We start from the raw sequence: 21263 nt of genomic DNA, 5'->3' as shown, positions 1-21263 counted from the left end.
GCAAATCCCGTGGTCAAGTCTGCGACGGTGATACCGGATGGTCTGCCAATCCGGTTTCGCCCACATCATCCGGCGCTTTCGGCAGCAGGCGGGCGAAACGCCGGGTGATGCTGTCAATATAGGACAGGATCACCGGCACGACGATCAGGGTGAGCAGGGTGGAGCTGATGAGGCCGCCGACCACCGCATGCGCCATCGGCGCGCGTTGTGCGCCGCCACCGCCAATGGCGAGACCAAGCGGGATCATGCCGGCGATCATTGCAAGCGTTGTCATGACGATTGGACGGAAGCGGATGACGCCGGCGCTTGCGAGCGCCTCGTTCAGCGGCAGTCCGCGTTTTCTTTCGCGATTGGCGAAATCGACCAGCAATATGCCGTTCTTGGTAACGAGGCCCATCAGCATGATGAAACCGATCAGCGAGAACATGTTGATCGTGCTGCCGGCCACCATCAATCCGAGGATGACGCCGATGAGCGACAGCGGTAGCGACGCCATGATGGCGAGCGGTTGCAGGAAACTGCCAAATTGCGAGGCGAGCACGATGTAGATGAAGATGACCGCCATGACGAGCGCCTTGACCATGTGGCCAACCGTTTCCTGCATGGTTTCGGCTTCGCCGCCGAAGCGGATGCGGTAACCGTCAGGCAGATCGCGGGAGGCGGTCAGGCTCTGCAACGCATTTGTCACGTCCCCAAGCGTGCGGCCGCTGACATTGGCCGAAACCAGCACTTCGCGTCGGTTCTCGATGCGGCGGATTTCGGCGGGCGCCGGCACGGTGGCGATATCGGCGACCTGATCGAGACGCACCATCTGCGGTGCGCCGTTCGATGCGATGCGGCTGGTCGCAATCATCAATTCACCAAGTGCCGTCATATCGGAACGCCGCTCACCGGGCAGGCGCACGACGATGTCATAGCTGTTGCCGTCGGCATCCGTCCATTTCGAGACGTCCTCGCCAGCGACGAGCGGAGAGAGCGCGGCGGCCAGATCGGATCTGGAAATGCCAAGATCGCTTGCCGCATCCCGTTTGAGACGCACGGAAAGGATCGAGGTCACGTCCCTGGCGCTGGAGGTCACATCAACGAGGCCGGGGATTTTTTTCATGTCTTCCATGAGACCGGTGGCTATTTTTTCAAGAATGGCCCGGTCGTCGCCAAGGATGCTGAGCTGCACCGGACTTTCGCCGCCGCCCAGACCGTTCTGCAGGATCGTGACCTCAATGCCCGGTATGGCCGACAGGCGGTTGCGGATCGGCTCGGCCAGCGAGACCGGGGTTAGCGTGCGCGCTGAAAGCGGCACGAGCCCGACCTGAATGGCGGCGCGATGTTTGCCGGCGGCACCGCCGGTATTGACGGTGGAGTAAAGCATTTCTACCTCCGGGAATTCCCTGAGCGCCTTTTCGACCTGCCGCACTTTCGCTGTCGTGTAATCCAGCGAGGAGCCAACCGGTGCGGTAATGTTGATTTGAAAGCGGCCCTCATCCGTATCCGGCACAAATTCCGTGCCGACCAGCGGCACCATGAACAGGCTGCCGACAAAGATGCCAACCGTCGAAAGCAGGGTGATGAGCCGGTGGCGCAAGGTCCAGCCGATCGCAAGGCGGTATCGCTTGGCCAGCCATTCGAAGCCGCTGTCGAAACGCGCGATCAGCCGGCCTATCAGGCCACGCCGGGCGTCGGGTTGCGAATCCGGATCGTACCAGAGGCTCGACAGCATCGGATCGAGCGTGAAGGCGACGAAAAGCGAGATCAGCACGGCAGCCGACACGGTGACGCCAAACTGGTAGAAAAACCGGCCGATAATGCCATCCATGAAGGCGACCGGCAAAAAGACCGCCACGATGGTCGCCGTTGTCGCGATCACCGCAAGCCCGATTTCATTCGTGCCGTCGAGTGCCGCGCGGATATGGGATTTCCCCATATGCAGGTGGCGGGTGATGTTTTCGCGCACGACAATAGCGTCATCCACCAGAATGCCGATGGAAAGCGTCAATGCCAGGAGGCTCAGCGTGTTGAGCGTAAAGCCGAGCAGATCGATGACCGCGAGCGTGCCGATGATCGCAATCGGCAATGTCAGCCCGGTGATCACCGTGCTGCGCCAGGAATTGAGAAACAGAAAGACGATGGCGACGGCAAGGGCGGCTCCCTCGATCAGGGTCATCTGCACTTGGTTGACGGATTCCCGGATGGGAACCGAAGAGTCCGTAACGATGCGCAATTGCACGTTTTTCGGGGCGAGCTCGGCATTGAGCATTTCGAGGCGCTGCCTCACATCCGTCACGACCTGAACCGTATTGGCGTCCTGAACCTTGACGATATCGATTGCCAGCGCCGTCTGACCATTATAGAGGGCGCGGTTTTCAGGATCGGCGGCGCCTTCGGAAATCGAGGCGACATCACGCAGGTAGATGGCCGCGCCGCCACGCCTTGCGACCACCATGTCCAGCAGTGCCTGCGGGTCCTCAATGCGGCCCCGCACCTGCACCGTGCGTTCTGAAACAGTGTCGATGACGCTTCCGGCCGGGCTGTTGCCGTTGCCGGTGCGCAGCGCGCTTACCACGTCATTGATGCCCACCTTGAGCGCGCGCATGCGCGTGTCGTCGATCGTGACATCGATCTGCCGCTTGCGGGCGCCGACCAGCGTTGCCTGCCCGACGCCGGCAACGGTCGTCAGTTGCCGCAATACCTTCTGGTCGGCAAGGGTGCTGAGCGCGGGTACGTCGAGCGATGTCGAACTAATCGCCAGAGACAGGATCGGCTCGGCGGCCGGGTCGAACCGCGAGATGACCGGTTTTTTGACATCCTCGGGGAAATTCGCCTCGATGGCGGCGACCTTGTCGCGCACATCCTGCACGGCCGCGGCACTTTTAACCTCGAGCTTGAATTTCGCGACGACGACGGAGCGTCCTTCGTAAGAGGTGGAGTTGATCTCGTCGAGGCCGCCTATGGCATTCAGCGCATCCTCGACCGGTCGCGTCACTTCCGTCTCCACCGTTTCCGGCGTGGCACCGGGATAGGCGGTGACCACCACCACGACCGGAACGTCGACATTCGGATATTGATCGAGCCCCAGCCGCTGCAGTGAAAAGGCGCCGATGACCAGAAGTGCCACCATCATCATGGTTGCGAAAACGGGATGGGCGACGGATATGCGGGTCAAGAACATCTCAGCCTGCCTTCTCGATGGTGACGGCCATATCGGGCTGCAATTCGGGAAGCGGCGCGGTCAGGATCGTTTCACCATCCGCAAGCCCTGCGCCGATCTCGATCAGGCTGCCGCCGTTCCAGCGCGGCCCCACCGCCACCGTCTGGCGGCGAAGATGGCCGTTCAGGACCTTGAGGACGTGGTAGCCGGTCTCGTCCTTGCGAAGCGCGATTGCGGGAACGACGAGCGCATCGTTCTTTTCGCGCACGAGGATCGAGCCGCTTGCGAACATTCCGCCCCATAATTGCCCGTTGCGATTGGCAAGCCGCAGGTAGACGGTGACGAACCGCGTACCATCCTCGGCAACCGGGCTGATGCGCTCGACGGTGCTTTTGACGCTCTGGCCGCCGAGCCCGTCAATCTCCAGTTCCGCTGTCTGGCCAAGGGCGACGCGTGGAATGTCGCGTGTGGCGACGAGAACCTTCGCCTCCAGCATGCTGGTATCGACCAATGTGAGAAGTTCGCCATCGCCCCCGACGCGAGACCCCGGCTCGGCCAGCCTGCGGGTGACCGTGCCATCGAAAGGCGCGCGGATTTCGGCGTTGCGCAGGGCAAGGCGGGCGATATCCACCTGCGCCGAAAGGCTCTGGACCCTTGCCGTCTTCACCACGACATCGCTTTTCGCCTTGTCGAGCTGTTCCGCCGACGCGACATTTTTCGAAGCAAGCTGTTCGGTTCGGGTCAGAGCCTGCATCGCCAGCGTCAATTCGGCCTCGGCCGCATCGCGATCGCTTTGGCGCAGCAATAGCGTCGATTGCAGCTCATCGGTTTCGAAACGCACAAGCACGTCGCCGGCCCGCACCGCCTGTCCTTCCCGGACGTTCACATCGAGAATTTTTCCGGCCTCGCGGGCGCGGATCACGACGCGGCTGACCGGCTGAAGCTCGCCGCTGATGCTGAGCCGCTCCGCCATGGCGCGTGTGCCGATCTTTGCTATTTCCGCTGCCGTCAGCTCGAACGGGATGCCAGCCGGGCTCATTGAGGCGGCCGCGACAATGCCCTTGGCGCGCTCATTTGCATCGACGCTCCCGCGCGCGGGGTCGAGCGCCGTGACAACGAGGGCGCAGCCTGCAAGCGCTATCCCCGCCTTGATCGTTCTCTTCATCCACATACCATAATCCTCCAGGCAAAACGCATCCTGAGACCGCTTGTCGCGATCATGTCGCCTGTCTTGCAGGCTGATGGCTTATGGATAGGCCCCCACAATTGCAGCAGCATTACCCTGCCGCGCGGTCCTTGCCGCAATACTGCCGCAACCTTTCTGGCAGACAAGGGATGGCGAAGGGACGGTGGTGAATGAGACTTCTATTGATTGAAGACGAACAGGAAATGGCGGATGCGCTGACGGCGACGCTCGGCAGGCAGGGCATCGTCATCGACCATACGGTGTGGCTCGGTGATGCGATGGAGCTGACACGCCAGCATGTCTATGACGCCATCCTGCTCGACCGTCGCCTGCCCGATGGGGAGGGGCTCACCTTCATTCCGCAGCTGCGCCGTGCCGGCATCGACACGCCGATCATCCTGTTGACGGCGATGAACGAACCGGAAGAGCGGATTGCCGGACTGGACGGCGGCGCCGACGACTATCTGGGCAAGCCGTTCCTCGTCGGCGAGCTTCTGGCGCGGGTGCGTGCGGTTCTGAGACGGCCGGCGAGTGTGGCCCCAACGCAGGTCGCGGCCGGCCGGATCGTGATCGATCCGCTCCACCTCAGCGTCACGATCAATTCGATGCCGTTTGATCTGCCAAGGCGCGAGCTCATGATACTGGTCGCGCTGGCAAAACGAAAAGGCAAATCCGTGCTGCGTTCGACGCTTGAGGCTGCGGTCTACAATTACGAGGAGGAAATCCAGTCCAATGCGCTCGACGCGCATATCTCCCGGCTGCGAAAACGCCTGCTCGACGCTTCGGCAGGAGTTAGCGTGCATAATATTCGCGGCGTCGGTTATCTCCTGAAGGAAGAGCGATGAGCGCGCGAGGCAAATCCAACCCTTCACTATGGTGGCAATTAAGCTGGCAGCTCAGCATCGTCGTCGCCGCTATGATCGCCGTGGTTATCGTCGGGCTCTGTGTTTACGGGTTAATGATCCTTTCTCCGAATATTGCGCTCTGGGACGACCTGTCGGCAACAATTGATGAGTCGCTTTCACTCGATCCGGAAAATGGACTGGTCGTTACCGATGGCCCGACGCTGCAGGCCTTGAAGGCGCAGAACACAACCCTCTGGTTCGTGGCGTCGACGCTGGATGGGCGGGTAGCGACCTATGGTGCCGTGCCAGCCGATTATGCCGATTTGTCGCGATACCTTTATCTGATGACAGATGCTGATATTCGCGGCGGTAATGGTATTTCCGAGACCGCACTGGTTGAAAGCATGGAGACGAGGTGGGGTCCTGTCAGGGTCATGTTTGGTGGAACTACGCATGTCAGGGCGCAGTTTCTGACGCTTCTTACCGAAACCTACAAAATTTACGTTCCCTTGCTGGCCGTCATCCTGCCGGCCGTATTCTTTTCCGTTCCCCGTATCGTGCGTCGAGCGCTTGCCGGTCTTAGTTCCGTCGTCAAAAAAGCTCCAGAGATCGATCCCCGGCGTGGCGGTTCGAAGCTTCCCGTCGAAGATGTGCCGCGGGAAGTCGTGCCGCTCATCCTTTCCTTCAACAGCATTCTTGAGCGGCTGGAAGAGCAATTCCGGGCGCGGCAACGGTTCCTTATCGACGCGGCGCATGAGCTCAGAACGCCGATTGCCATCATGCAGACCAGAATAGAGGGCTTACCCGGGCCGGAACGGCAGCGTTTGATGGCGGATGTCGCCCGGCTTGGCGAAACCGCCGAGCAGCTTCTTGCCTTCGAGCGAAACGATCAGGTGAACGACCGGCGGGAGACGGTGGACCTTGTCGAGATGGTGCGCACCGTCGTTGCCGATCTCGCGCCGCTCGCGCTCTCGGCGGGTTATGACATCTCCTTCGAAACGCAGATCGCGCGATACGAGATGCAGGCCAACCCCTTCACCTTGCCGCGCGCCATCAGCAATATCGTCCGAAACGCCATTGATCATGGTGGAAACAGGGGAACGATCCATGTGTCGGTGCTTGCAAATGGCGAGATCGCCATTGCCGATGAAGGGCAGGGAATAGCCGAAGACCAGCAGGAACGGATATTCGAGCCATTCTATCGCGTTACGCCGCGCAGCACGGGAGCGGGACTTGGCCTCAGCCTAGTCAAGCAGATCGTCACCAACCACAATGGACAGATACTGCTGGAGAGCAGCGCCTTCGGAAGCACCTTCCGGCTTCGCTTCTGACCGCGCCTGCCTGCCGGTTTTCGCAAGGGGCGATTGTAATGTTGCCGCAATTTTTGCTGTCGTAACGTTTGGGCACAGGGGCAATCATGCCAACCGGAGTACATGCAGTGAAACACCAGCGAAATCTGTTTCCCCGGCCCTCAATCGACACGGCGCTAGGGCGCCGTGGCGTTGCCTTTGCCACCTTGCCCTTCGCCATCATCATGTCCGGCTGCGCCTCGGTGCCGCTTCAGGAAGGCGGTACATTGTCTTCCTATGCGCAGCTCAGCCCGGCCAAAGGCAAGTTCACCAAGTCGCGCACCTTCGTGGATGCCAATGGGCTGGCCGCAGTCAAAACCGTGGCCATCATGCCGACCACATTTTCCTTCGCCGCCTCGTCGAAAATTACGGCCGAGAAGGACCGCACCCTTGTGTCAAATGCGCTGGACCGCGCCATCTGCGTGGCCCTCAGCGATAAATACCGGATTGCCGCCGCCGGCCAGCCGGCGGACATGACCGTCCGGACGGTGATTACCGATCTGGTGCCGACCGACAAGACAATGGCCGGAGTGTCGACGGCCGTATCGCTCGGCAGCAATTTAGTCCTGCCGGTCGGCGTGCCGCGTCTGCCCGTCGGTCTCGGTGGCCTGGCCGTCGAGGCGGAAGCGGTGGATAATGGGGGCGTCCAGCGGGCGGCGGCCGTCTGGTCGAAGGGCGCGAATTCCTTTACCGACAGCGCCCGCGTCTCGGAAATCGGCGATGCCTATGGGCTTGCTTCGGATTTCACCAATTATTTCTCGCGCATTCTCGTGACCGGCAAGGTATCCGATGGTCTCGACATTTCTATTCCTTCCGGCCACCGCATGAGATCGGCTTTGGGTGGGAAACCGAAATATGCCGAATGCGACGCCTACGGCCGCTCACGCGGTTTGCAGGGCATGGTGGCCGATCAGTTCGGTGCACCGCCCGAATGGACGGACAGGCAGTCCAAAACGTCGGCGAGGTAGGATCGGCAATCTCCAAGGCTTGTGAAGGCGGTCGATCCGGCCGCCTTCACGGGGACAGCCCCAGTTTCTGCAGGCCGCATTCGCGCACGATCTCGGCAATGTGGGTAAATTGCGCCGAAAGCGGGTTGCTCTTGCGCCACACCATGCCGATGGTTCGCGAGGGTCGCGGTTCCGCCAGCCGGAACACCGAGACGGTGGATTGCCGGGTTTCCATATCGACCGCCATCTGCGGAATGAGCGTGACGCCGATACCGGCGCCGACCATCTGCACCAGCGTCGAGAGCGAGCTGCCCTCCATCAGCACGCGCGGCGGCGCATTGGTGGTGCTGCAGAAAGACAGCGCCTGATTGCGGAAGCAATGGCCTTCCTCCAGCAGCAGCAGGCGCATTTCGCCAAGTTTGTCGGCGCTCGGCACCGGCATGCCCGCATCTTCCATCGGCCGTACGAGAATGAATTCCTCTGAAAACAGCGGAACCTCTTCGAGCGACGGTTCGGACACTGGAAGGGCGACGATCGCCATGTCCAGCCGGGCTTCCAGAAGGTCTTCGATGAGCTTCTGCGTCACCGCCTCGCGCGGGCGCGCCTCCAGCCCGGGATAATGCCGGGTGAGCGTCTTGATGACCTGTGGTAAAAGATAGGGTGCAACGGTTGGAATGACGCCGATGCGCAGGCGGCCGCTGAGAGGACCGTGCCGCGCCCGCGCCAGATCCTGCAACTCATCCACGGAGCGCAGGATTGAACGGGTACGCTCGGCAAATTCCTCGCCAAGAGCGGTGAGCCTGATCTGCCGGCTGCCCCGCTCAACCAGCGGCGCGCCGATCAATTCCTCGAGTTCCCGGATCTGCAAGGAAAGTGCCGGCTGGGAAATGGCGCAGGCTTCCGCCGCCCGACCGAAATGACCGATCTTGGCCAGAGCGTCGAAATAACGAAGATGTTTCATGGAGAGGGCAATCATAAGCTCAGCATATCGCAGCCTTTAGAATATACAATTGGAAATTATGGAACCCGGCTGTTAGTCATCTTCATGACAGAAAGAGGATGTAGCTGTGAAAGATCACCAGCGTCGCTGCACGGTTTCCATCGCGATGACCTGCCTGGGCTCTGGCTCCCACATGCTGCACATGTCGCATTGATTATTTCGTTTAATTGCTAAACCCATCGGAGGGCGAAATGGACGCAACTTCAAAACCGGCTGGCAAGTGTCCTGTCATGCATGGAGGCAATACGGCCTCCGGTAAATCGGTGACCGAATGGTGGCCGAACGCGCTGAACCTCGACATCCTGCATCAGCACGACACCAAGACCAATCCGCTCGGCACCTCCTTCAACTACCGCGAAGCGCTGAAGACGCTCGACGTCGAGGCCCTGAAGGCCGATCTGCGCGCCCTGATGACCGACAGCCAGGAATGGTGGCCGGCCGACTGGGGTAGCTATGTGGGCATGATGGCCCGCGTTACCTGGCATGCGGCCGGCTCCTACCGCGTAACGGACGGTCGTGGCGGCGCCAACACCGGCAACCAGCGCTTTGCGCCGTTGAATTCCTGGCCTGACAATGTCAACACCGACAAGGGCCGCCGCCTGCTGTGGCCGATCAAGAAGAAATACGGCAACAAGATTTCCTGGGCAGACCTTATCGCGCTCGCCGGCACCATTGCCTATGACGTCGCCGGTCTGAAGACCTTCGGCTTCGCCTTTGGCCGCGAAGATATCTGGGCTCCGGAAAAGGACACCTATTGGGGTGACGAGAAGGAATGGCTGGCGCCGAGCGACGGCCGCTACGGCGACGTGACCAAGCCCGCGACGCTGGAAAACCCGCTTGCCGCCGTGCAGATGGGCCTCATCTACGTCAACCCGGAAGGCGTCAATGGCAAGTCCGATCCGCTGGCGACGGCGGCGCAGATGCGCGAGACCTTTGCCCGCATGGGCATGGACGACGAGGAAACCGTTGCCCTGACGGCCGGCGGCCACACCATCGGCAAGTCGCACGGCAATGGCAGCGCCGCCAATCTCAGCCCCGATCCGGAAGCCGCAGGCCCGGAATATCAGGGCCTCGGCTGGATCAACACCAAGGGCCGCGGCATTGGCCGTGACACCGTGGTGTCCGGCATCGAAGGTGCGTGGACGAGCGAACCGACCAAGTGGGACAATGGCTTCTTCGACATGCTGTTCAAGCATGAGTGGACTTTGACGCACAGCCCCGCCGGTGCATCGCAATGGGCGCCGATCACCATTGCCGAAGAGGATAAGCCTGTTGACGTCGAGGATCCCTCGATCCGCACCATCCCGATGATGACCGATGCCGACATGGCGCTGAAGGTCGATCCGATCTACCGCGAGATTTCGCTGAAGTTCAAGGACGACCAGGACCATTTCTCCGACGTCTTTGCCCGCGCCTGGTTCAAGCTGACCCACCGCGATATGGGTCCGAAGGCCCGTTACATCGGTCCCGACGTTCCGACTGAGGACTTGATCTGGCAGGATCCCATTCCGGCGGGTTCCACAAGCTACGACGTTGCCGCCGTCAAGGCGAAGATCGCTGCTTCCGGTCTGCCCGTTGCCGATCTGGTCTCGACCGCATGGGACAGCGCCCGCACCTTCCGTGGCTCGGACAATCGCGGCGGCGCCAATGGTGCCCGTATCCGCCTCGCACCGCAGAAGGACTGGGAAGGCAATGAGCCCGCCCGTCTATCCCGCGTGCTCTCGGTTCTGGAACCGATTGCCCGTGAAACCGGCGCGAGCATTGCGGATGTGATCGTTCTGGCCGGCAATTACGGTGTGGAACAGGCGGCGAAAGCGGCCGGCTTCGACATCGCCGTGCCTTTTGCGGCCGGCCGTGGCGATGCTTCCGCCGAGCAGACGGATGCCGACAGCTTTGCCCCGCTTGAGCCGCTGGCAGATGGCTTCCGCAACTGGGTCAAGAAGGATTACGTCGTCAGCCCGGAAGAGCTTCTGCTCGACAGGGCGCAGCTTCTCGGTCTCACCGCGCCTGAACTGACCGTCCTCATCGGCGGCCTGCGTGTCATCGGCGCCAATTACGGCGGCGCGGCACATGGCGTGTTCACGCAGAAGCCTGGTGCGCTCACCACCGACTTCTTCACGACATTGACGGACATGGCCTATTCCTGGGTTCCGACCGGTAACAATCTCTATGAGATTCGCGACCGCAAGACCGGAGCAGCCAGATACACGGCGACCCGCGTGGACCTCGTGATCGGCTCCAACTCCATCCTGCGCGCCTATGCGGAAGTTTATGCGCAGGATGACAGCAGGGAAAAGTTCGTGCGCGATTTTATCGCCGCCTGGACGAAGGTGATGAACGCCGACCGTTTCGACCTTCTCTGAGCAGAAGCGAAGCAACTGCAATAAAGAAAGTCCCTGAGCGATCAGGGACTTTTTACTTTTGTGAACACGTTTCCCACCGTTCTAGTCGTCATCCTCGGGTCAAGCCCGAGGATGACAGTACAGAGCTTTGGGAAGAGGGACAGCTTTGGACTGGGGTGGGAGCGCATAGGGGCCATTCGGTTGCGGCCAAAAGGCCAGCCTCACAAACTCACCGGCGTTCGGAGGAAGCAGCCGGCTTGCCCGGTGAAGATTTTTCGGCTTTCCCCGATGGCGCCTTGCCGCCTTTTTCATTTTCATGCGCATCCGGCCCAGCGACGATGACGCCACGGCCTTGCTCTTCGCGCTTCTTGTCGGCGAAATCGCCCGGTTCCTTTTTGCCGTTCATAGTGATCTCCCTTTGAGGTGTCGTTCGTCCGAAGATCAACGGATGGCCGGCCTGGAGGTTCCAGGGCTCAGTTTGTTGCGGGATTGCGCCCAGCCACAGCAATGTTTTGCATTACAACCATCTTTGCTATTAACATGAATTGATAAGTCATGTTATTGGGGCCTTACCGATGGAGCTTGCGGCCGCCGTTATCATGGCGCGCATGTCTCCCATATCCCCAACCTCGGCTCGACAACCGGACGGTACCCGCATTGAGTTTCTGGCATTCCATGACCTGGCACACGGAAGGGATCAGCGTCACTGCGCCGGTTAAATGGCGTCAGCTGGACGGGCTGGTCAGTGCTTTCTGGGAGGCCGAGAGCCAGATGGGGGCTAAGGGTTATTATCTGGCCGCCGATCCGCGTATCATGATATTTTTCAACGATGTCTCTTCGCGGATAAGAATTTCCAACCGGGACGGCGAGTTGGCGCAGCATTCCCGACCCATGACGCGTGCGGTCTATGTGCCTGCAGGCGTTCCCATGTGGACGGGCAGCAGTGCCACACACCGGTTTTCGCATCTCAACCTGCATATTCATAAAGACCGTCTGCTGCGTTTCCTGTCGCCATCCGTCGGCAGCTCGGCGGCGATGACGGCGCTGCGTCGTCCGGTTGAGATACAGGATATCGGGTCGGTCGAAACGCTGGCGGGGCTGCTTGTCGATGAACTGGCCGAACCCTCGAAACATGCGGTCTATGCGGAAAGCCTTGTCGGCAGCATCGTTGCGGGACTGCTGGATATTCCCGGGCCATCGCCGGAGCAGGCAAATGGCAGGTTGACCCAGGCGCAAATGAACAGATTGCTCGCCCGTGTCGAAAGGCGCGGTGATGATCGCATGACGGTCGCGGAGATGGCTGACATTGTCGGGCTTTCGGAAAGCTGGTTTGCAACCGTGTTCCGCCAGACAACGGGCAAGACGCCGCTGCAATGGCAACTGGAACGGCGCATCGACCTTGCCCAGAAACTCTTGCTGGAGGGTGATCTCACCGTGGCCGATATAGCCGCCCAGCTCGGTTTTTCCGATCAGGCCCATCTGACCAAGGCCTTCCGCCAGTCCGTGGGCAATACGCCGGCTGCCTGGCGGCGCATGCACAGGCTGCTTTGATGGTTGGTGTTGTGCCGTCCATGTTCAGTGGTTGGGCGCAATTCCACAAGCACGCTCTACATCATCCTCGGGACGGGAACGAGGATGATGTTGTATATTAGAAAATACATGCAATATTTTGAAAAATATTGCTAATATCGATGGTTACCAGGTCTTTCGCAACGTCACGGAAAATGCCCGGCCGGGATTGTAGAAGTCAGCGCCGAACCCGCCATAAGAGACGTGTTTTTCGTTGAACAGGTTGGAAACATTCACATCCAGCGAAGCGGTTTCCTGAATCTTGTAACTGAATGCCGCATCCACGGTCACGCTGCTGCCGGTCGATACCTTGTTGGCATTGTCGAAATAATAGGACCCGGTGAAGCGGCCACCCAGACCGAAGCTCATGTCGCCGAAATGATCGTTACCGGCGAGTGTGTAGTTGACCCACAGCGAAGCCTGATGCTCCGGCACGAATTGCGGGCGGTTGCCGACATTGCCGGCGGTGCCGTTCTCGGTGATTTCCGCATTCAGATAGGAATAGGCCGCCGTCAGGCTCACATTGTCGGTCACTTCCGCCTTAGCTTCCAGATCGAGGCCACGCACACGCACCTCGCCAATGGTTGTCGGCAGACTGGTGATCGGGCTGGTGACGGTGATGTTGTTTTTCTTCAGGTCGTAGATCGAAGCGGTGAACAAAGCGGGGAAGGCATCCGGCCGGTACTTCACGCCGAGCTCGATCTGCTCGCCGCGTTCGGGCTCGACGGTCAGGCCCGAGGCCGGCACGACGGATTCGGCATAGCTGATATAGGGCGCGATTTCGCTGGTGATCTTGTAGGACACGCCGATACGCTTGGTCATCTCGCTGATGTCGCCGCTTGCCTTCGTGCCATTCAGCCTGTTGGTCTGATCGGTGTCTATCCAGTCGTTGCGCAGGCCGGCGCTGACGATTAGCCTGTCGAAGAAGGTCAGGTCCTGCTGAAGATAGAGAGCCCTCGTCTTTTGATCGGTCAGCGAGCTGGCATAGAGCGGCACGGAGGCGGGCGCGCCGGTATAGACCGGGTTCATCCAGTTGATGCTCGGAGCCGAGCCGAAGTAGTTTTTGCTGCCGGATGAGTAGTCATTGTAAAAGACGCCGACGAGGCTGCGGCTCTCGACGCTTTCGAACGTCGTGTCATATTGCAGCCGCGTGTCGATCAGGAAATTCTCGGTTTCGGTGTCGTTGCCGAAAAAGGCGCGGTTGGCGATGGTCGAGCCGTTCGTCGGGGTGGACGAGATATAGGCATAACCGAAATCGGTATTGGTCTTGCTGTAGCGCGCGTTGGAACTCAGGGTCAGGCCCGAGCCGAAATCATGGTCGAACATCACGCTCAGCGAATTGCGGTTGGTGCCGCGATAATTGTAGTCCGGTTCGCCGAAGAAGCGGCTCCGGTCGAAATGCGAACCGACCGGATGACCGCCGCCGCCTGGAACGCCGTCCTTGTTGAGATGATCGTAAACGACGGTAAGGCTGGTGGCGTCGCTCGGGCGCCATGTCAGGCCACCCATGAAGAATTTTTCGTCATCGCGGGAATAGTCATATTCCGCATTGGCATTCCTGAGCTTGCCGGTGAGACGGTAGGACAGCGTGTCGTCGCTGGTGATGTTGTCGCCGAAATCGAAGCCGGTTTCTGCCCGGCTATAGGAACCGCCGGTCACATAGGCCTCGCCGAAACGGGTGCGTTTCGGCACCTTGGTGGAGTAGTTTACCGAACCGCCGGGATCAGAGACGCCAAAGGTGGTGGAATTGCCGCCCTTCAGCACTTCCACGCGCTCATAGGCATAGGTTTCTTCGCGCAACGCGCCGAAGGGACGGCCGAGCGTCAGCCCGTCGCGATAGGTATAGGCGTCAAAACCGCGAATCTTGAAATAATCGAAGCGGTCGTCAGAACCGTAGAAGTCCGTGGTCACACCGGCGGTATATTGCAGGGCTTCTTCCACTGTCTGCACGCCGCGCTGCTGCATTTCCTTGGCGGTGATGACGGAAACGGAGGCCGGCGTATCGAGAATATCGGTCGCCATCTTGCTGCCGCTCGTGGTGCGGGTGGCGACGATCGACTTCTGGTCGTTGTCGCCGCTTTCGACGGTGATCTTTTCCAGAACAGTGGTGCTGCCGGTGTTGGCCGCTTGCTGCGCCAGCGACCGGCCGGGCACGAGGGCCACAAGCGCCGTGCAGGCAAGAAGGGCCGCTTTCCCGTAGCGCAGTCGCGCGTTGCTGCGGTTTGCGCCGTTTGTTTCAATGCTCATTGCTAAAATCCAGACGTTGGTGCCCCGATTGCCGCTTCCACGGCCCACTCTTGAAGCGCCCAATAACTTGAGAAAGTTTGTCCGGTATTGTAACTTTTTACGGTTTTGTACGAAACCCCGGAAATTTCACCGTTGCCGTGGCGGCTTTTCCTCCCCGGGCTTGACGCGAACATATGAAGCTGAGAGTTCAAGTCCACTTTTGAACCTTTGAAGGCTTCGCTCATGCTTTTCCTGTTTCGCGGTCTTGTGCCGGCATTTGTGTTTTTCCTGTCGATGGTTGCGCCGAATCTCCTGGCGGCAGGCGAGACGACGGCCTATCCCATCGTCATCAAACACGCCTTCGGCACGACCACGATTGCCAGCAAACCGGAGCGCGTGGCGACGGTCGCCTGGGCGAACCACGAGGTTCCGCTGGCGCTCGGCATCGTGCCCGTCGGTTTTGCCGCAGCCAACTTCGGAGATGACGATGGCGACGGCCTGCTGCCCTGGGTGGCGAAGCGGCTTGCCGAACTCAAAGCGACAAAGCCCGTGCTGTTTGACGAAGGGGACGGCATTGATTTCGAGGCCGTGGCGGCAACGCAGCCGGATGTCATCCTCGCCGCCTATTCCGGCCTCAGCCAGTCCGACTACGACACGCTGAGCCAGATCGCCCCGGTGGTTGCTTATCCCGTCTCCCCCTGGGCGACGGACTGGCGCGAGATGATCCGGCTGAACAGCGCCGGGCTTGGCATGGTTGCGGAAGGCGAGGCGCTCATCACGCGCATCGAAGGGGAGATCGCTGAGGTGGTCGCGGGGCATCCGCAGCTGAAAGGCAAGTCGGCAATGTTCGTTACCCATCTTGACGCCACCAATCTCAGCGTCGTCAATTTTTACACCGCCAATGACAGCCGCGTGAAGTTTTTCGCTGATCTGGGGCTCACCTCGCCGAAGAGCGTGGCGGAAGCAACGAAACCGGGGCAATTCGCAGCCGGCGTCAGTGCCGAGCGTGTCGATGCCTTCGACGATGTCGATATTGTCGTCACCTATGGCAGCCAGCCCTTGCTCACGGCGATGCGGGCCGATCCGCTTCTCGCCCGCATGCCAGCCGTTGCCAATGACGCTATCGTCATGCTGGGGCGTGATCCGCTCGGGACCGCATCCAACCCCACGCCGCTGTCGATTTCCTGGGTTTTGAAGGACTATGCCGACCTTCTGGCGGCAGCAGCGGACAAATCATCCGGAAAGGCGCAATGACAATGCTGGCGCCTGCCCAAACGCCGGTCCCGCCACCCGGCGGCCGTTCCAACCGGATGCGCAGCATATGGCTTAGCACCGTGCTGGCGCTTCTGGCCCTGCTATGTGCGCTTTCGGTTGCGATCGGCACGCGTGACGTATCCTTTGCGGATATTACGGCGGCGCTCGCCGGTCGCGTCGAGACGGTGGCGGAAGCCGCCGTAGCGGTTCGTCTGCCACGCACGCTGCTTGCCGTGCTGGCCGGGGCCGCACTTGGGCTCGCCGGCGCCATCATGCAGGGCGTTACGCGCAATCCACTTGCCGATCCGGGCATTCTCGGCGTCAATATGGGCGCGTCGCTTGCTGTCGTCATCGGCATCGTCTGGTTCGGCATTGCCTCGGCGCAGTCCTTTATCATTGTTGCAATTGTCGGGGCGGGGGCGTCGGCGGTTTTCGTTTATGTGGTCGGCTCACTCGGGCGGGGAGGGGCCACACCTCTGAAACTCGCTTTGGCCGGTGCCGCCACCTCGGTCGCCTTTTCGTCGCTTGTCATCGCCGTCGTGCTGCCGCGCAGCGATATTGCCGGTGGCATCCGGTCCTGGCAGATCGGCGGTGTCGGCGGCGCGACCTTTGAACGGATCGAGACTGTGCTGCCGTTTCTCGCGGCCGGTTTCGCCATCAGCCTTCTTTCTGCACGCAAGTTGAATTCTCTGGCGCTTGGAGATGAGCTGGCCGCCGGGCTTGGTGAAAATGTCGCAGTTGCAAGGGCCGTGGCATCCTTTGGTGCGATTCTTCTCTGCGGTGCGGCGACCGCCATTTGCGGGCCGATCGGTTTTGTCGGGCTTGTCGTCCCGCATCTCTGCCGCCTGCTTGTCGGCGTGGATAATCGCTGGCTTTTGCCCTTTTCCGCGCTTGGTGGTGCCTGCCTGCTGCTTGCGGCCGATATTGTCGGGCGAATCGTGGCGCGGCCGTCCGAACTTGATGTCGGCATCGTCACCGCCCTTGTCGGAGGGCCGTTCTTCATCTGGATCGTCAGACGCCAGCGGGTGCGCGAATTATGACCATGCACGCTCTTGTCATGGAAACACTGGTTTTCAACCGTCAAGCGCGTCAGCGCCGGCGTCGCCTCGTCATCACGGCTCTCTCGGCCCTGTTGATTGCCGCTTTTGCATTGACGCTGATGCTGGGGCAATCCTTGACGCCGCCCGGCGATGTCCTGCGCGTGCTCATTGGCGAGGATATTGCCGGTGTCACTTTCACCGTCGGCCAATTGCGCCTGCCGCGGGCGCTGCTCTCGGTTCTGGCGGGGCTGAGCTTTGGCCTTGGCGGCGTTGCCTTCCAGATCATGCTGCGCAATCCGCTCGCCAGCCCGGATATTATCGGCATCAGCTCCGGGGCAAGCGTGGCTGCTGTCTTCGCCATCGTCGTCCTGCATCTGAGCGGACCGCTCGTCTCGGTTTTTGCCGTTGTCGCCGGGCTTGGGGTTGCGCTGCTGGTCTATCTTCTGTCTTTCCGCAACGGGGTGGCGGGCACGCGGCTGATCCTTGTCGGCATCGGCGTTTCCGCGATGCTTGAAAGTTTCATCGCCTATATCCTGTCTGTCGCACCGGCATGGACGTTGCAGGAAGCGATGCGCTGGCTGACGGGCAGCGTCAACGGTGCGAAACTTGCCCAGACGCTGCCGCTCTTCATCGCGCTCGTCCTCTTCGGCGGCCTGCTCATCAGCCGCGCGCGCGATCTCGAGGCGCTGAGACTGGGTGACGATGCCGCCGCAGCTCTCGGTGTGCGGGTGGGGCGAACGCGCATCATCGTCATCATCGCCGCCGTGGGCATGATCGCCTTTGCCACAGCGGTATCGGGTCCCATCGCTTTCGTCGCATTTCTGTCGGGGCCGATTGCCGCGCGTATCGTCGGCAACAACGGGTCCCTGCTCATTCCGGCAGCGCTGGTTGGCGCGGCGCTGGTGCTGGTGGGAGATTATTGCGGCCAATTCCTGTTGCCCGGCCGTTACCCGGTCGGGGTCGTGACCGGTGCTCTCGGCGCGCCCTATCTGATTTACCTTATCGTGCGGGTCAACCGCAGCGGAGGCTCGTTATGACCAGCCATTCTCTTTCCGTGAACGATCTTTCAGCGGGATACGGCGAAAACCTCATCATCGAAGGGCTGGATCTGGTCGTCCCGCGTGGAAAAATCACCGTCATCGTCGGTGCCAATGCCTGCGGCAAGTCCACACTTCTTCGCAGCATGTCGCGGCTTATCTCTCCCCGTGCCGGTCAGGTCCTGCTCGATGGAAAGTCTATTCATCGTCTTCCCTCCCGTGAACTTGCAAGGCGCATGGGTCTTTTGCCGCAGTCGCCGATTGCGCCGGAAGGCATCGTTGTCGCCGATCTCGTCAGCCGTGGACGGCATCCGCATCACGGCCTGTTCGCCCGCTGGTCGCGCCAGGACGATGAGGCCGTGGCCGCAGCACTCGTCGCCACCGATACGGTGGAACTTGCCGAGCAACCGGTGGACGAGCTTTCCGGCGGACAGCGGCAACGCGTCTGGATCGCCATGGCGCTCGCCCAGGAGACCGATATATTGCTGCTGGACGAACCCACGACCTTCCTCGATATCAGCCATCAGGTCGAGGTGCTCGATCTCCTGACCGATCTTAACAACGCCCGCCAGACCACCATCGTCATGGTCCTGCACGATCTCAATCTCGCAGCGCGTTACGCGGATCATCTGGTTGCGATGACGGGCGGAAAGCTGCATGTCTGCGGCACGCCTGAGGACGTGCTGACGGAGGAAAATGTGCGCCAGGTTTTCGGCATCGAAAGCCGGGTCATCGAAGACCCGACCTCGGGCAAGCCGATGATGCTGCCGATCGGGCGGCACCGGATTGGCGTGAAGCGGCCGCAAGATAGCAATGCCTAGCTGAACGCGACTTATCCTGGGGTAGGCGTCTGTTAAGCCTTCACGGCTTGAAGAGATTAGCCGCCATATAGTCTACGAACACCCGCACCTTGGGTGATAGATACCGGCTTGTTGGCCATAGTACCCTGAAGGTGCCGGTCGCCGCCAGATAGTCGTCAAGCACGGATACCAGCTTTCCCTCCGCGATTTCAGATGCGGCCGCGAAGAGTGGAAGACATGTGATGCCAAAGGCGTGCTGAGCGAGGTGGATCAACGGCTCGAGCGTGCTTGCTACGGTGGTTGCCGGAAGGTTCAGCTTGATTTCCTGCCCATCGCGAACGAGTGGCCAGGGTTCCAGCTTGCCGGAATTGGCAAAGCGGTGGTGCAGGCAGCGATGCAGGAGCAGATCTTCCGGCGCTTTGGGGTAACCGTGTGCGGAAAGATATTCGGGCGACGCGACGATGACATGCCGGAATGTTCCGAGCTTTCGGCTCATCAGGCGTGTATCTTTCAAATCGCCGGTGCGGATCACGGCGTCGAAACCCTCCTCGATGACATCGACGATGCGATCGGTGAAATCGAGATCGAGATTAATCTCCGGATAGGTGCTCATGAAGGCGGATATTGTCGGCATCAGCAGCATGCCGGCAAGCGGCAGGCTGACACGCAGCTGCCCGCGCGGGACGGCTTGTGATCGCGACAGTTTCGCCTGCGCTTCCTCATATTCCGACTGGATGCGCCGGCAGGTGTCCAGAAAATAGCTTCCCTCCTCCGTGAGAGCGATGCTGCGCGTCGAGCGATTGAAGAGACGAACACCCAGTTCGTCTTCCAGCCGGGCGACGGCTTTTCCAACCGCGGAACCGGATATTCCCAGACGGTGTCCCGCCGCGACGAAACTACCGGCTTCCGCCACCTGAACGAAGATGCCGAGCGTACCAAGCTTATCCAAGATTGCTCCATTGCGGAAATTTTTTCCGATATGTTGAGAGTTGCGGCCCGTTTATCCGCTATTTCCGAGGAGATATCCAGACCATGCCACGCCGATAAGGGCTGTGCGTATCAAACGGAGATATCAATGGAAACGACACCGATTGCCTGCTTTTCAGGCGCGCCTGCTGCCACAACCTTCATCGTCAACGTCATCCACGTTCACCCGGGCAAGCAGGAAGAAGCCTTTGCCATCATCCAGGACGTCGTGCACTACGTTGCGGAACGCAAGGAAGGATTTCTCTGGAGCAACCTTGCGAAAAGCAAAGACGGCCTGACTGTCGTGAATATCGAGGCGATCCAGGATGCCGGCAATGTCGACGAGTTCTTCACCGATCCGGTTTTCGTCGAGAAATTCAGGCGGCTGGATACGGTTTCGAAGAGCGAGTTCCACGCCTATTCCGTCGATGATCTCGTCCTTCCAAAACGGATCGCGGCCGAGTGAAGGTCCGGGGCGGTATGTTTTTCTGACTGAAATGAAGCGGACCGGCAGGGGCTGACCCTGCCGGTGCGGGCGTGGCGCTCTCACACCAGAACGGTCACGGCCATGCCGCATAGGAAGGTGGCGGAACATTCTGCATGCGCATCCCCATTCGCCGGAAACGGCCGGGAGAGGTGAGTTCATTGCGGGTGAAGAAGCGATTGAAATAGCCAGGGTCCTGAAATCCCAATCGGAATGCGATTTCAGCCACTTGCAGCGATGAGTTCAGAAGAAGGTCACGCGCTTCGGACAGTAGTTCGCGGTGAATATAGGCCTGTGGCGAAAGCCCCGTCGCCTTGCGCACCGCAAATCCAAGACGTTCGCGGTTGACGCCGAGTTGCCTCGCATAGTCTTCCACACCCCATTGATCGCGTTTGTGCTGGCTGACGAGCAGCACGAAACGCTCGGTGAGGCTGCCGGGGGTCGAGAGGGCTGCCGTAATATCGGCGATGGCGTGCTGGCAGATGCGGATGAGGGTGACGGAGAGCAGGCTGGCGATGATCGTGTCCGAACCGGTTGTCGCGCGGACATTTTCGCTGGCGATGGTCTCGAGATAACCCGCCAGCTCCTGCCGGTCCTTCTCCGCCGGCGCCTGTGTCAGAACACGCTGCAATATATTGCGCACGGCGCTCGCGCTCGTGCCGGTGGGCATCGCATGAGCAAGCCCGATTTCCGTCGTCCTCAGCAGCGATCCACGGCTTCCGGCAGTCAGCCGCAGGCGGCCAGTGGGGCCGATGGGTAGCCAGACGAGCCCCGGTGCGGCAACGGGCAGCGTCTTTTCACCCTGTATTATCTCCGCTTCCCCGGCGGAAAGGAGAAGCAGATGGGCGCTGTCCGATTCCAGTCGGAATTCGGATATGCGCAGCGTCGAGGCGAGCGTGCGCGCCGTGATCTCCACGCGATTGCCGGCAATCTGGCTGTGCAGGGGCATTCATCCTCCAAAAGTACAATAATGCGCTACATTAATGCATTTTATATGCGGCTGTCATTGCTAAACTTTGATCAGCGCAGGGGAAAGCCTTGAGGAGAACGGCAACCCCGATAAGGCGCTTTGG

The 21263-nt window shown here is 60.5% G+C and carries 18 protein-coding genes; 10 read left to right on the top strand and 8 right to left on the bottom strand.

Annotated elements, in window-relative coordinates; translation table 11 throughout:
• Positions 1-13: 13 nt before the first annotated feature.
• Positions 14-3166 (bottom strand): efflux RND transporter permease subunit, encoded by a 3153-nt coding sequence (locus tag FY152_14570; protein ID UXS33398.1) that lies wholly within the window; start codon positions 3164-3166, stop codon positions 14-16.
• 1 nt (position 3167) lies between these two features.
• Positions 3168-4316 carry an efflux RND transporter periplasmic adaptor subunit gene (locus FY152_14565; GenBank protein UXS33397.1) on the bottom strand — a complete coding sequence of 383 codons (1149 nt, stop codon included), beginning with the start codon at positions 4314-4316 and terminating at the stop codon, positions 3168-3170.
• Positions 4317-4501: 185 nt separating this feature from the next.
• On the opposite strand from FY152_14565, the gene FY152_14560 reads away from it, so the two are divergent.
• From FY152_14560 to FY152_14550, 3 genes are all read left to right on the top strand, one after another.
• Complete coding sequence (locus FY152_14560) at positions 4502-5176, top strand: response regulator transcription factor (protein UXS33396.1); 675 nt, start codon at positions 4502-4504, stop codon at positions 5174-5176.
• Complete coding sequence (locus tag FY152_14555) at positions 5173-6507, top strand: HAMP domain-containing histidine kinase (GenBank protein ID UXS33395.1); 1335 nt, start codon at positions 5173-5175, stop codon at positions 6505-6507. The genes FY152_14560 and FY152_14555 overlap by 4 nt, the downstream gene beginning before the upstream one ends.
• A 107-nt stretch (positions 6508-6614) precedes the next feature.
• Complete coding sequence (locus tag FY152_14550) at positions 6615-7493, top strand: DUF3313 domain-containing protein (GenBank protein UXS33394.1); 879 nt, start codon at positions 6615-6617, stop codon at positions 7491-7493.
• 46 nt (positions 7494-7539) lie between these two features.
• Here FY152_14550 and FY152_14545 read toward each other — a convergent pair whose 3' ends face one another.
• Positions 7540-8448 carry a LysR family transcriptional regulator gene (locus FY152_14545; GenBank protein UXS33393.1) on the bottom strand — a complete coding sequence of 303 codons (909 nt, stop codon included), beginning with the start codon at positions 8446-8448 and terminating at the stop codon, positions 7540-7542.
• Positions 8449-8663: 215 nt separating this feature from the next.
• On the opposite strand from FY152_14545, the gene katG reads away from it, so the two are divergent.
• Positions 8664-10835 carry a catalase/peroxidase HPI gene (katG, locus tag FY152_14540; protein ID UXS33392.1) on the top strand — a complete coding sequence of 724 codons (2172 nt, stop codon included), beginning with the start codon at positions 8664-8666 and terminating at the stop codon, positions 10833-10835.
• A 208-nt stretch (positions 10836-11043) separates the two neighbouring features.
• Here the strand turns inward: katG and FY152_14535 are convergent, their stop codons facing one another.
• Positions 11044-11322 carry a hypothetical protein gene (locus FY152_14535; protein ID UXS33294.1) on the bottom strand — a complete coding sequence of 93 codons (279 nt, stop codon included), beginning with the start codon at positions 11320-11322 and terminating at the stop codon, positions 11044-11046.
• Positions 11323-11489: 167 nt separating this feature from the next.
• Between FY152_14535 and FY152_14530 the strand changes: the two genes are divergently transcribed.
• Positions 11490-12365 carry a helix-turn-helix transcriptional regulator gene (locus tag FY152_14530; protein UXS33391.1) on the top strand — a complete coding sequence of 292 codons (876 nt, stop codon included), beginning with the start codon at positions 11490-11492 and terminating at the stop codon, positions 12363-12365.
• Positions 12366-12509: 144 nt separating this feature from the next.
• Here the strand turns inward: FY152_14530 and FY152_14525 are convergent, their stop codons facing one another.
• Together FY152_14525 and FY152_14520 are read right to left on the bottom strand one after the other, a co-directional pair.
• Complete coding sequence (locus FY152_14525; GenBank protein UXS33390.1) at positions 12510-14630, bottom strand: TonB-dependent siderophore receptor; 2121 nt, start codon at positions 14628-14630, stop codon at positions 12510-12512.
• Between the two features lie 2 nt (positions 14631-14632).
• On the bottom strand, positions 14633-14854 hold the full coding sequence (locus FY152_14520; GenBank protein ID UXS33389.1) for a hypothetical protein: 222 nt from the start codon (positions 14852-14854) through the stop codon (positions 14633-14635).
• Here FY152_14520 and FY152_14515 point away from each other — a divergent pair.
• The 4 genes from FY152_14515 to FY152_14500 are packed head-to-tail and all read left to right on the top strand — an operon-like array spanning position 14853 to position 18761.
• Entirely contained in the window at positions 14853-15863 is a 1011-nt protein-coding gene (locus FY152_14515; GenBank protein UXS33388.1) for an iron-siderophore ABC transporter substrate-binding protein, read from the top strand. The genes FY152_14520 and FY152_14515 overlap by 2 nt on opposite strands.
• A complete protein-coding gene (locus FY152_14510) occupies positions 15860-16903 on the top strand; it encodes an iron ABC transporter permease (GenBank protein UXS33387.1) in 1044 nt (347 codons plus the stop codon). The genes FY152_14515 and FY152_14510 overlap by 4 nt, the downstream gene beginning before the upstream one ends.
• Positions 16900-17940 (top strand): iron ABC transporter permease, encoded by a 1041-nt coding sequence (locus FY152_14505; GenBank protein ID UXS33386.1) that lies wholly within the window; start codon positions 16900-16902, stop codon positions 17938-17940. The genes FY152_14510 and FY152_14505 overlap by 4 nt, the downstream gene beginning before the upstream one ends.
• Entirely contained in the window at positions 17937-18761 is an 825-nt protein-coding gene (locus tag FY152_14500) for an ABC transporter ATP-binding protein (protein UXS33385.1), read from the top strand. The genes FY152_14505 and FY152_14500 overlap by 4 nt, the downstream gene beginning before the upstream one ends.
• 40 nt (positions 18762-18801) lie before the next feature.
• Here the strand turns inward: FY152_14500 and FY152_14495 are convergent, their stop codons facing one another.
• Complete coding sequence (locus FY152_14495; protein UXS33384.1) at positions 18802-19689, bottom strand: LysR family transcriptional regulator; 888 nt, start codon at positions 19687-19689, stop codon at positions 18802-18804.
• Positions 19690-19815: 126 nt separating this feature from the next.
• On the opposite strand from FY152_14495, the gene FY152_14490 reads away from it, so the two are divergent.
• A complete protein-coding gene (locus tag FY152_14490) occupies positions 19816-20172 on the top strand; it encodes an antibiotic biosynthesis monooxygenase (protein ID UXS33383.1) in 357 nt (118 codons plus the stop codon).
• Between the two features lie 94 nt (positions 20173-20266).
• Here FY152_14490 and FY152_14485 read toward each other — a convergent pair whose 3' ends face one another.
• Positions 20267-21139, bottom strand: a complete 873-nt coding sequence (locus tag FY152_14485) for a helix-turn-helix domain-containing protein (protein UXS33382.1) — start codon at positions 21137-21139, stop codon at positions 20267-20269.
• Between the last annotated feature and the right edge of the window lie 124 nt (positions 21140-21263).

It is taken from the genome of Agrobacterium tumefaciens (assembly GCA_025560025.1).
Taxonomy (GTDB): domain Bacteria; phylum Pseudomonadota; class Alphaproteobacteria; order Rhizobiales; family Rhizobiaceae; genus Agrobacterium.
Note: the sequence above shows the minus strand (reverse complement) of the source record. Positions and strands in the feature narration are given on the sequence as shown.

Bases quoted from the DNA above. Each gene is read 5' to 3' on its own strand.
- FY152_14570 (UXS33398.1), bottom strand. From the start codon at position 3,166: ATGTTCTTGACCCGCATATCCGTCGCCCATCCCGTTTTCGCAACCATG.
- FY152_14565 (UXS33397.1), bottom strand. From the start codon at position 4,316: ATGTGGATGAAGAGAACGATCAAGGCGGGGATAGCGCTTGCAGGCTGC.
- FY152_14560 (UXS33396.1), top strand. From the start codon at position 4,502: ATGAGACTTCTATTGATTGAAGACGAACAGGAAATGGCGGATGCGCTG.
- FY152_14555 (UXS33395.1), top strand. From the start codon at position 5,173: ATGAGCGCGCGAGGCAAATCCAACCCTTCACTATGGTGGCAATTAAGC.
- FY152_14545 (UXS33393.1), bottom strand. From the start codon at position 8,448: ATGATTGCCCTCTCCATGAAACATCTTCGTTATTTCGACGCTCTGGCC.
- katG (UXS33392.1), top strand. From the start codon at position 8,664: ATGGACGCAACTTCAAAACCGGCTGGCAAGTGTCCTGTCATGCATGGA.
- FY152_14530 (UXS33391.1), top strand. From the start codon at position 11,490: ATGACCTGGCACACGGAAGGGATCAGCGTCACTGCGCCGGTTAAATGG.
- FY152_14525 (UXS33390.1), bottom strand. From the start codon at position 14,630: ATGAGCATTGAAACAAACGGCGCAAACCGCAGCAACGCGCGACTGCGC.
- FY152_14515 (UXS33388.1), top strand. From the start codon at position 14,853: ATGCTTTTCCTGTTTCGCGGTCTTGTGCCGGCATTTGTGTTTTTCCTG.
- FY152_14520 (UXS33389.1), bottom strand. From the start codon at position 14,854: ATGAGCGAAGCCTTCAAAGGTTCAAAAGTGGACTTGAACTCTCAGCTT.
- FY152_14510 (UXS33387.1), top strand. From the start codon at position 15,860: ATGACAATGCTGGCGCCTGCCCAAACGCCGGTCCCGCCACCCGGCGGC.
- FY152_14505 (UXS33386.1), top strand. From the start codon at position 16,900: ATGACCATGCACGCTCTTGTCATGGAAACACTGGTTTTCAACCGTCAA.
- FY152_14500 (UXS33385.1), top strand. From the start codon at position 17,937: ATGACCAGCCATTCTCTTTCCGTGAACGATCTTTCAGCGGGATACGGC.
- FY152_14490 (UXS33383.1), top strand. From the start codon at position 19,816: ATGGAAACGACACCGATTGCCTGCTTTTCAGGCGCGCCTGCTGCCACA.
- FY152_14485 (UXS33382.1), bottom strand. From the start codon at position 21,139: ATGCCCCTGCACAGCCAGATTGCCGGCAATCGCGTGGAGATCACGGCG.